We start from the raw sequence: 11,410 nt of genomic DNA, 5'->3' as shown, positions 1-11,410 counted from the left end.
CCTGAAGGGCGACAACGCCGTGACGGTGTCCGGTGTCGGCGTTGAGATCAAGGTCACCTACGAGGACCCCTTTAGAGCTCCCCTCGCTCTCAGGCCGGAAGAACCCTGGTCTGCGAAGGGCGTAACGCGCAAATTCGGCCCGGTTCACAACGTGACAGCACGATTCGTCGTGGTATCGGGTCTGCGAAAGCTCGGCCTTTCGGTCGACACGGCCGTGTTAAACGAAGCGCTGCCCGATGCCCCAGGAATTCCCTATGCACAGTACGGCATGAATCCGGATCCGGGTCGACGATGGGTCCGGCCGGGAGCGGACTCCGACCATCCCCCGCTGCTCGGGGGATTCGTACTCGGTAGTGCCAGATGGTGGACGGCGGAAGAAGCCGGCGATCACTTTCATGAGGCTGTAGCCAAACTCAAGACTCTCCCCTCCGGCCCCGCACGGGCGCACCTGGTTTCACGGTTACGCACTCTCGCACCACAGAATTCCGAATTGAACGCGGTGATAGGGGACATCTATTACGAAGATTTTCTCGCAGAGGCGTCCGCGAAAAGCGGCATCAAGACGGAGGACGCCGACATGCGCGCCAGATCGCTCGAACTGTTCTGGACACTCCAAGCCCAGACCTGGCGGCAGGAACTGACAGCCGTCTCAAACGAGTATGAGCCTGCTGCGACCGCGTTGTTTGGCGCGATCGGCGCTTATGAGGTTGTGCTCCGGAACGGGACCGCCACCACGGAGCAACGTCGTCGTCTGGGAGCCCTCTATCGTTGGAACAACGATTCCGACTCTGCGCTCCAAACCCACGAGCAATTGCTGAAAGAATTGGGGGCGACATCGCCGCGTTCCGGCCGCATATTGAGCGAGATCGCCTGGGACAAGATTCAGTGGGTCTCATGGAACCGGAAGTACGACCATCCATGGCTGGGCCAGGCACTCCAAGAAGCGAAGGAGGCCGAGGAGCGGTCCCACGGGCCGGCGGATAAGCTGATGGCTGCCTATGCACGCCTTGTCGCGGAAGCGCTGCACGTGCCGCGCAACGGTCCTGCTGTGGAGCAACAGCTGCAAGCGGTCAGGTCCTGGCACGAGCAGACCGCGAAAACTGAAGGACTCTGGGCGCTACTCGTCGGAAACGACGTGGTGAAATCCCTCTTTGCCGAAGGTGCCACGGTATCACTACCTGTCCCGACCCGTTCGGAAGAAGTCGCCGACATCCGCGTCCACGCCCAGGCACCGAAACAAGACCTGCTACGTGTGTGGAATTTCGACAGCGATGTGCCGGGAAAGGGACCGGAAGGGTTTACGATTCACGTGACCGGCTCGAATCCGATTGCCGAATGGCAGATCGCTCAGGATGCCGCAGCTCCGAGTCAACCCAATGTCCTCGCTCCTGCGGGAACTTGCAAATCCGAGCCCTGTTTCCATTTCGTCACGACTGAGCTGAAGGGCTACGAGTATCCCGACGTGACGGCTCAGGTAGTATTCTCCGGTGAGACACCCGATCAGGGAGCGGGGGTTGTCGTAGGGGCGGAAGGCTCTACGACTCTCTACTTCGTCGTCCTGAACCCCGTCGAAGCGATGGTGCGGTTCTACCGAGTACAGGACGGCCAGGTCACACTGCTTGCGAGCGAAGCTGTACGTTTAAGGACAAAGCCCTGGCACTCTTTGCGGGCACAGCGGGTGAACTTTTTACATATCAACCGGCCCACCCTTGCCGCCTACATCGACGGATTCATGGTGTCCATTACGCCGGAGGATATCATTCCCCCGATCGACCGCTACGGACTGGTTGTCCAAGGCGACACAAAGGTGAAGTTCGATTCGCTGCACGTGCTGGATCTGGTGACGAATCGGCCGATGTCGAAACCGGCAGCGTACTGACGAGAACAGGAGACCTTGCTCCGTTATCGCGAAACCTTCCGGCGGGGCGTTTCGCTGCCCAACAGGGATGTGAACCGTTCGGTCTTGAAGTCGTACACCCACACGTCGCCCGTCGAAATCGAGTAGACCCATCCGTGCAGATCGACCTTCCCCCTGCGGAGTTGCAGCATTACTGATGGATGGGTCTTGAGGTGGTCGAGTTGAGCCCTGACGTTTTCTTGCGTCGTCTTGATCAGACGTTGTCTCTCCGAGAGACCGACATAGTAATCGCGCATCAACCGCCTTGTGGTTTCACCTTGGCCCACCCATTCTTTCACTGCCGGTAAATCATACGTTTCTTCGGGATGCAACAGCGCCTTCATGACCCCGCAGTCGGTGTGCCCGCAAACAATGATATGCGGAACTTTGAGGACGGCCAGCGCGTATTCGATCGTGGCCGTACTGCCTCCCTGCATGTGGCCGTAGGGCGGCACCATGTTGCCGGCATTTCTTAGGATGAACAATTCGCCCGGATCGGTCTGGGTCAAGAGAGTCGGGTCGACGCGCGAGTCTGAACAGGTGATGAAGAGAGCCCGGGGCGCCTGGGTTTCCGACAACCGCGTAAAGAGGGCCTTCTTTTTTCCGAACACTTCGGTCCGAAACTTGAGGAACCCCTTGACGAGTTTTTCCATGCCCTTCTCCTCTCGTTAGCGAACAACCGGCTGGACCTCACGGTCCATCGTGAAGACGAACATACGCTCCCCGAGTTGTACGTCGATGTCGGTGAACAGGGCCAGGACGATCGCACCGGTAATTTCACTCACCTGTTCACAGAGTTTGTCGCGTCCCTGTTCGATCAAGTTTTGCCGCAACCGCTTGACCATCTCGATACCTTCCGCTGTCTTCGCCAACTGGCGTTCGGCAGGCGTGAGGACCCCTTTCAGACGAACCACGACGAGATCGCGTACGACAACGGCGCGCACTTCGTCAGGACCCCGACCCATGAATTCCTGTTCGAACTTGATGATTGCGTTGCGAATAGCGTTTTCCATAGATCGCTCCCCTCATAAGCCAGGAACGCAAGTTGCCGGATTATAGGAGTGCCCGATGGCCTCGACAAGCACAAACACTCCCCTCGTGTCAGCCAGTCCATAGGTCTTTCGGGCTAAACACGGCAGTCGTGAGGGCTCATTTTTCCTCAGGCCCTTGACGATCGTCACAACCCCGTATTAATCATGGTGCCGCGATCGAATCAGATGGCGCTGTTGTCTGTCCCGAACGTCGTTCGCAGTCAGACAGGAGGCCGGATCCGAGAGTGATAAGGCCGTAGGGTGGCCGGCCCTCCTAATTCGAGGCCGGTCGCAGTACAAGCCAACCGAGATGAGTCGACCCTCGCCGATCATCCGGTTGGCTTGTGTGTTTTAGGGAGAGAGGTTCTTGTGTTCGCGGTGATCCTCATACCATTGCTGCCGCTAATTGCCGCGTTCATCGTGATGATCGGCGACAAGTCATCGCGCAGGAAACGCGCCAAAATGGCAGCGTTCCCGATCGGAGCATCATTCCTTGGCGCCATTTCCACGCTCATTCTCGTATCCACACAGGGGCCTGTTAGTTTCCGCTTCTACGATCCCTTGTCGATCGCGTCGCTCGCTTTTCCCATCGGCTTCCATATCGACCGGCTCAGCGCCGTCATGATGACGTTGATCTCGGGCGTCGGGACGATCATCTATACCTACTCTGTCGAGTACATGTATCAGGACCCTCACGAGCGCCGCTACCTCGCATTGATCGGCGTCGCCACCTTTGTGTTGCTCTGCATGGTATCCGGCGACAATCTCATGATGCTGTTCCTCTTTTGGCAATTGCTGAGCTATCTGCTCTACGTGCTCATTCACAACCATACACATGCAAGGACGTTTGCCAGCGCCTTCCGCATGTTCACGATTCTTCGTCTCGGCGACGTCGTCTTTCTCGGCGGCATCGTCCTGGCCTACTCTCTCTACGGAACACTGACGTTTGAGAACCTGTTCGCGACCGCCGCCGCATCGACGGCAACGGTGTCGCTGCTGCCGGGCATTGAGCTCAATGGTGCGACCGCCGTCACACTCCTGCTGCTGATCGGCGGGATGAGCAAGTCGGCGCAATTTCCCTTTTTCATCTGGCTCCCCCATTATCTCTATGCCCCGACGTCGGTCACGGCCCTGTTGCACGCGGGCATCATCAACGCCTGTGGGTTTTTGATCAACCGCCTGGCCCCGCTCTATGGCTTGAGTTCGACGACGCTCCATATTGCCTTTGTCATCGGAACGCTCACCGCGATTCTCGGCGCGACCATGATGCTGACACAGAACGACATCAAGAATACGCTGGGGTTCTCGACGGTCGGCCAGATGGGGTACATGGTTATGGAATGCGGCCTGGGCGCGTTTTCGCTCGCAGTGTTCCATCTCATCGCGCACGGGCTATTCAAGGCGACGATGTTTCTCAATTGTGGGAACGTCATCCACAAGGCCAGACAGGAACCGCATTTTCCTCATGTGGATGCCTCTAAAGATGAAGAGCCGTTCTCTCCCCTGGCCTGGTCGACCGGATTCATGACGACACTGTTGATCCCGCTCCTCATACTGCTCGTTACCCACGGTATCTTACAGATCCCGCTTCTGGATTCGCAGGGAACCGTGATTTTTCTGTTCTTCATTTGGGTGACCTCCTCCCAAGCGATCCTGACGCTGACTCGGCTTCGGTTCGTTGCTTCATGGAAGGTGTCGGTTGCCATGTTGCTAACGCTGCTCTTTGTCGTATTCGTCTACCTTTTCGCGGTCGAGACGTTCACAGCATTCTTGTATCCCGACTCTGAAGAGGTCGCGTCCTACTTCAAGGCGGCAGAGCTGCCTGGCCGACTCTTTGACATGATGCTCGGAGCGGCTACGCTGACGATCATCGTAGGCTGGTGCTACCTGTACCTACGCGCCCACGGCCGTTCGATGAGGATGCCGGCTTGGATCGATGGAATGCGAAGACGTCTCTACAACCTGTTCGTTCACCGGCTCTACGTGGACCAGGCCTACGGTCGGCTCGGTCGGACCGCGATGCAGGCGCTCCATCGATTCGACAAGGGAGCGCAGGGTTGGCGGCCATGAGGAGAGAGAAGGGAAGGGATTCGGATCTTGACCTCAGTCGATGCAGCGTATTAATGATTAGCCCCCCGAGTCAGGGCGCAACCGATCACCAGTTCCACAGGTGAGTAGTTCCTCGTTTGGAGGCGACAGGCCATCGTGTTGTTCGTGCTTGCCATTCCGCTGCTGCTTCTTTCCGCTGCGGCACTCGTTCTGATCGGTTCCGAAGGAACGAGACATCTCCGCTCGAAGGTCGCAGCCGCGCTCGTCGGAACCGCGTTTGCCGGTTCGGTGGTCGTCTTGTATCACGTCGCCGCAACGGAGCCGATTACGCTCCGAGTCTACTGGTCCTCTTCGCTTGCCTTTCCAATCGGGTTCTATATCGACCGTTTGAGTGCGGTGATGATGACGTTGATCACCGGGGTCAGCACCATCATCTTCACCTATTCGATGACCTACATGTACCAGGACCATCACTATCGACGGTACCTGGCCATGATCTGCTTCACCGACTTCGTGTTGCTCTGCATGGTCTCGAGCGCCAATCTCATGATGTTGTTCTTATTCTGGCAGATCCTGAGTTATCTGCTGTACGTGCTGGCGCACAACCATGGTCATCAGCCCACGCTGGACGGGGCGTTCAGGACGTTCACCCTCCTACGCGTAGCCGATGCCGCCTTTCTTGCAGGCATCGTCCTCGCCTATCAATTATATGGGTCGCTCGAGTTCGCCGAGCTCTTCACGCGAGCCGCTGATCGCCCGATCGACTTGTCCCTCTGGCCGGGGTTGGACATCAGCGGAGCCACGGCCGTGACTCTGCTCCTCTTCGTCGGCGCGATGGGAAAATCGGCGCAGTTTCCGATGCACCTATGGCTGCCTCGTTCGCTCTACGCCCCGACGCCGGTTCACGCGCTCCTTCATGCGGGCATCATCAATGCCGGAGGGTTTTTGATCAACCGCCTGGCCCCGCTCTACGGCTTGAGTTCGACGACGCTCCATATCGCCTTTGTCATCGGAACGCTCACCGCGATTCTCGGCGCGACCATGATGCTGGCGCAAAACGACATCAAGAAGACCCTCGGCTTCTCGACTATCGGCCAGATGGGGTACATGATCATGGAATGCGGATTGGGCGCATTCTCCCTCGCCGTCTTCCACTTGATCGCCCATGGCCTCTTCAAGGCCACGGTGTTTCTCAACTGCGGGAACGTCATCCACAAGGCGCGGCTGGAACCACATTTTCCCCACGTCGGCCATCATGAAGAGGAGGAAAGTTTCTCCCCCCTCACCTGGTCGACCGGTTTCGTAACAACGCTGTTTATCCCTCTGCTCATCCTCCTCGTCACTCACGGGGTGCTCCGTATCCCGCTGCTCGAATCCCAAGGCACGGTGATTTTTCTCTTCTTCATCTGGATCACGTCATCCCAGGCGATCCTGACGCTGACGCGCCTCCGAGCGGTAGCCTCTTGGAAAGTGTCCTCCGCGATGTTGCTGACATTACTCTTCATCGTATTCATGTATTTGTTCGCCGTGGAATCCTTTACGGCCTTCCTGTACCCCGATCCCGAAGAGGTCGCCTCATATTTTCAAGCCGCGGCCCTTCCTGATTGGCTGTTCGACACGATGATCCTGATCGCCACGGCACTTACAGTCCTCAGTTGGTCGTACCTGTACATGAGGGCGCACGGGCGTACGGTTCCGATGCCGGCTTGGATCGACGGGCTCAAGATTCAGCTGTACGTGTTCTTCATGAACCGTCTCTATGCCGACGAGGTCTATCAAAAGCTTGGTCGCAGTGTGATGCGGTTCGTGGACTGGTTCGATAAACGCGAGCAGGGGTGGTCGAGATGATGGATGTGGAAGTTGCCTCCTATCTCCTCTGCGGACTTCCCCTCGTGGGCGCGCTGTTGAGCCTTGTCTTCTGGGGACAACCCGACAAGCTTAAGACCGCTTCGGTCGTTTTCTCGCTTGCCAGTTTTGCTGCGGTCATCGGGCTGACCCGATTCTTGATCGTGTCTCCGGAGGGGCTGGTATTAGCGTACCTCTTGCCCCTTGTCGCCTCCGCATCCCTCTTGGGACAACCCGTCCATCAGGAACATCGGCTGTCCTTGGTTATGACACTCTTCTACCTGGGCCTGGGGCTTGGAGCTCTCACACATCCTGACATGCCAGGAAAGTTGGCTCTGCTGATCGTTTTCGGTCTCACGACGTTTCTCCTGTTCCGTCACCATACGGCGCTCTGGCCTATGTCCTGGTGGGGCCTCGGAGCCTTCTCACTCGGTGGCATCTTCGTTTTGATCGGAACTCTGAGCGGACCTCCTCTCTCGGCAGCGATGACCCTGCTGGCTTGTGCCGTCCTATTGCCGCTACCCCCCTTTCACGACGGGTACACCACAGCGTTGACGAGGCTGCCGGGCAGTCTGCCTTCGTTCGCCGCCATCCTGTTTCCGGCGTTGGGACTTCATGGTCTCTCGCATGTGATCGCGGAAGTGCCGGAGACAGCCCTGTGGGCAGTCGGCCTCTTCGCGTTGATCGGTGGACTCTTCGGTGCAGCTAAAGCACTGGCGCAGTCGCGGGTTCGCCTGCTTCTCTCGTATGGAAGCCTGTCGTTTTTTTCGATCGCCTGGTGGTTCATCGCGTCGAGTCACTTCGTCAATCCTCAAACGGGCGTTTTCGTCGCCGCAGTTGGATTGACAACGAGCGGGCTACTTATCGCCTGGCAGGTGATCCGTACACGCTACGGCGACGATGTCGATCCCTATTCCATCAGCGGTCTGGCATCGACAATGCCCAAGTACGCCGTGGTTGTGTCGTTGATCGCGCTGGCCGCGATAGGCCTCCCCCCGTTCGGAGTCTTCTCCGGCTTTGTCGGCCTGTTGTTCACTTCGACGTTGACGTCCGCCACAGCGGTCTCCGCAATCCTCGTCGTCTGGCTAGCAGCGTCCTGGTACTTGATGGAATCCACGCAACGCCTGCTGTTCGGACGGCAGCGGATGGATCTGCACCATGAAGACCTTCGTGGCTGGGAGTTCAGCGCCCTGTTGATCATCCTGAGCCTCGTCACGTTTTTGGGCATCGCGCCCACAACCCTGTTCAGCGCTGAGTCGATGTCGTCTGTCATCGGATTCTTGGAGAGGCTGTCATCATGGAACGCGTAGCATCGCCGGTCAGCATCGAAACCAGGCGAATGGAATTGCGCGGCGTGGTCCAACTCGCCGGCGAAGTGGTCGCGCAGTATTGGCCGATGCGGACGTTCGTCCACCACAATCCCCTTCACAGCCTGGAATACCTTCCGTTTGAGGAAACCGCACGGCGGGGCAAGCAATTCATGGGCGGCGACGGATACCTCCCCTGCCACACCTACCGTCGCTACTATGCCCTGGGTCGGATCACCAAGGACCAGCTCGATGCAGCCTTAGCCCCGCTCGTCCGGGAATCAGCTCTGATGGTCGGTCCTCGCTCGGTTAGCCATCGCGAGATTCTGCGCGCCTGCATGACCGAGGGCCTCTGCGCCCCCGTCATCGAACCCCTCGACAAGCAGCTCAGGGATCCCCGTCAGGACCTGATCGATCGGATCGGGGACCGCCTCGGTTCCGTCCCCACGATGTCGGACCTGGACGAGCGTATCCGCTCGATCGTGAAGGCGGACCTGGCCTCGTTGGGACGATGGATTACGCTGTCCCGCTGGTGCGATGACACCCTGGGCACTCACCTTTTCAGGCAGATCAACGACCAAATGATCAAATGGTGCGAGGCTTTTTTGGACGAGGGTCATGCGACCTGGGCGATGCCGGAACGAGAGTTGGGGTTGTACGCGGCCTGGAAGGCCAACGCCCAACACGAGTGGTCGCCCTGCGGGATCGCGGACAGCCGACAGAAAATCGCCGCCCTTCCGGACTATCCGGAAGACGCGCTCCTGGAAAGCTTGGATGCGATGGGTATCCTGGAGGACCACCGCCAAGATTATTTGTCGCTCCAATTGACGGCACTTCCCGGCTGGGCCGGATTTATCAAGTGGCGCGCCGAAGAACGTGAATATCCCTGGCAACGGGTCCACCCCGTCAGTCTCGTGAAGTTCCTCGCCATCAGACTCTGGTACACCAGTGAGCTCGTTGAGCGAGCCTGCCGGGAGGAACTGGGCATCCCCGGCCGGTACGACGCGATCATAGCCTATATGCAGGAGCAACCGGAGGAGTACTACCTCAGGAAACAGCGTCTTGCTGGCCGCCTTCCGGCACTGTATGCCGAAGAAGTCGACCGCTTGCGCCACCAGAAGGGCGAGGGATGGAAGCGTGTCGCGGATCGGTACCGAACGGAGGTTGTACCACGCCAAGAAGCCGCGTCCCGCCGGGGCGCCGCTAAGCGATTGTTGGCACTGGCCGATTCACTGGAATTCGATCCAGCCTCGTTCCTCGAAGCCCCACCGGAGACGAGCAAGAAGATCCTCGAATGGATGGATGCGTTTCCAGAAATGGATCAGTGCCCTGTGTGGTTGAAGGCGTTCGAATCGGGGTATCAGGACCGCCTGATCGGTATGATGCGGTCGAATGCCGTCGCAGCCCCACAGAGTGACGGCGCTAGGCCGCACGCGCAGTCGGTCTATTGCATTGACGTCAGGTCCGAGCCGTTTCGCCGGCATCTGGAGTCCACCGGCGCGCATGAGACCTATGGCTTCGCCGGCTTCTTCGCCGCCTTCATCCGTTTTCGCGCATGGGGACGCGAGCACGACACGGAACAATTCCCCGTCATCATGCGGGCGAAGAATGAAGTGCGGGAGATCCCGCGCAGCTACCTCGACCATCGCGTTCCGACCCACAAGGCACGTACCAAGTGGGTCCATGCCGGTCACACTCTCCTGCACGATCTCAAAGAGAACGTCGTCACCCCTTACGTGATGGTGGAATCGCTCGGCTGGTTCTATGGCCTCCCGATCTTCGGCAAGACGCTGATTCCGTCACTCTACCGGCGTTGGACCGACTGGTTGCGACACCTCTTCGTTCCCGCTATCGCGACGACCCTGACGGTGGACAAGTTGGCACCCGAAGACACGGCGGAGATGCTCGTCACGCAACAGCAGGCGATCGTCAGAAAGGCGTTACAAGAACGGACGGGCCTCCGCAGTTCGCGTGTGACGCCGGCCTTGGTCGAAGCCCTCAGGCAACGATCCTTGAACGGCCAAGGTGAACCGGAACCGTCCCTGCTCGAGGAGGCTCAGAAGGCAGGCCTGTCAGGCGACGCATTGGGGTCGTTCGTCACCACCCTGCGACGAGAGTACGATCTCAACGAACGGGCCACGTCCCGGCAGAAAGAACGTATCACCCGGACCGGTTTCACGCTGGAGGAACAGGTCCTGACGGTTGATACGGCGCTTCGTATGATGGGGTTAACGAAGAATTTCGCACGGTTGGTCTTGTTCTGCGCGCACGGGAGCACGACGGACAACAATCCCTACGAATCGGCGCTGGATTGTGGCGCCTGCGGAGGGAACGAGGGCAAGCCCAATGCACGTGTGCTCGCCATGATGGCCAACAATCGACCGGTCAGAGAACGGATCGCGAAATTGGGAATTGAGATTCCCGCCGATACGCATTTTCTCGCCGGCCAAATGGATACGACGACCGACAACGTGGAACTGTTCGACCTGGAGGATGTCCCGCCAACCCATCGCGCCGATCTCTCCAGGCTTCAGGAAGACCTGAAGGAAGCGGCGATGCTGACCAGCCTGGAACGATGCGGCCGGTTCCCCGATACCGGACACCAGCTCGACGGCGCGCAGGCCAAATCTCATGTTCGGGCGCGGAGCGTCGATTGGAGCCAGATCCGCCCGGAATGGGGCTTGTCGAGCAATGCGGCCTTCGTGGTTGCAAGGCGTGAGCTGACCAAAGGGTTGAACCTCGACGGCCGCGTCTTCCTGCACTCATTCGACTACCGGACCGATCCGAACAACCGCCTGCTGGAAGTCTTGATGACCGCGCCGCAGGTCGTCGCTCAATGGATCAACATGGAACATTATTTTTCCACCGTCGACAACGAGGTCTACGGTAGCGGAAGCAAGATTTACCACAACGTCGTCGGTCGGATCGGGATTATGTCGGGACCCTGGAGCGATCTGCGGCTGGGGCTCGCCCGGCAGACCGTGATGAACGGGAACATGCCGTACCACGAGCCCATGAGGCTGCTCACCGTCATCGAGGCGCCGCGCAGCCGTATCGAGAGCATCATCCAACGACACGAACAGTTGCAGCATTACTATCACAACGAATGGGTCCATCTCGTCGTCCTCGATCCGGAAAATTCGACCTGGTACCGGTATCGCCCGACAGGCGAATGGAGCGCGATTTAGCCGAATGAAACTACCGCAGGATGAGGTTGAGCGAATTTTCTCGTTTCACAAAGCCTTAGCCTCGACCTTAACACTTTTTCACAGCAGGCCGGG

At 58.6% G+C, this 11,410-nt stretch carries 7 protein-coding genes; 5 read left to right on the top strand and 2 right to left on the bottom strand.

Annotated elements, in window-relative coordinates; genetic code table 11:
• Positions 1-1,879, top strand: a 1,879-nt coding sequence (locus ACWVCN_RS08850; RefSeq protein WP_455245203.1) for a hypothetical protein, incomplete at its 5' end; no start/stop codon positions are given.
• Between the two features lie 23 nt (positions 1,880-1,902).
• On the opposite strand, the gene ACWVCN_RS08845 is transcribed toward ACWVCN_RS08850, so the two are convergent.
• Positions 1,903-2,550: a carbonic anhydrase gene (locus tag ACWVCN_RS08845; protein ID WP_455245202.1), complete on the bottom strand. Its 648-nt coding sequence runs from the start codon at positions 2,548-2,550 to the stop codon at positions 1,903-1,905.
• A gap of 15 nt (positions 2,551-2,565) precedes the next feature.
• Positions 2,566-2,910: a DUF2294 domain-containing protein gene (locus ACWVCN_RS08840; RefSeq protein WP_455245201.1), complete on the bottom strand. Its 345-nt coding sequence runs from the start codon at positions 2,908-2,910 to the stop codon at positions 2,566-2,568.
• A gap of 387 nt (positions 2,911-3,297) precedes the next feature.
• On the opposite strand from ACWVCN_RS08840, the gene ACWVCN_RS08835 reads away from it, so the two are divergent.
• From ACWVCN_RS08835 to ACWVCN_RS08820, 4 genes are all read left to right on the top strand, one after another.
• The gene (locus tag ACWVCN_RS08835) at positions 3,298-4,998 is read left to right on the top strand and encodes an NADH-quinone oxidoreductase subunit 5 family protein (RefSeq protein WP_455245200.1); all 1,701 of its coding nucleotides are present in this window, start codon (positions 3,298-3,300) and stop codon (positions 4,996-4,998) included.
• Positions 4,999-5,133: 135 nt separating this feature from the next.
• On the top strand, positions 5,134-6,825 hold the full coding sequence (locus ACWVCN_RS08830) for an NADH-quinone oxidoreductase subunit 5 family protein (protein ID WP_455245199.1): 1,692 nt from the start codon (positions 5,134-5,136) through the stop codon (positions 6,823-6,825).
• Positions 6,822-8,132, top strand: a complete 1,311-nt coding sequence (locus ACWVCN_RS08825; RefSeq protein ID WP_455245198.1) for a proton-conducting transporter transmembrane domain-containing protein — start codon at positions 6,822-6,824, stop codon at positions 8,130-8,132. The genes ACWVCN_RS08830 and ACWVCN_RS08825 overlap by 4 nt, the downstream gene beginning before the upstream one ends.
• On the top strand, positions 8,120-11,317 hold the full coding sequence (locus tag ACWVCN_RS08820; protein ID WP_455245197.1) for a DUF2309 domain-containing protein: 3,198 nt from the start codon (positions 8,120-8,122) through the stop codon (positions 11,315-11,317). The genes ACWVCN_RS08825 and ACWVCN_RS08820 overlap by 13 nt, the downstream gene beginning before the upstream one ends.
• The last annotated feature ends 93 nt before the right edge of the window (positions 11,318-11,410 follow it).

The organism is Petrachloros mirabilis (assembly GCF_975968855.1).
This window is presented reverse-complemented; position numbering and strand designations above follow the sequence as displayed.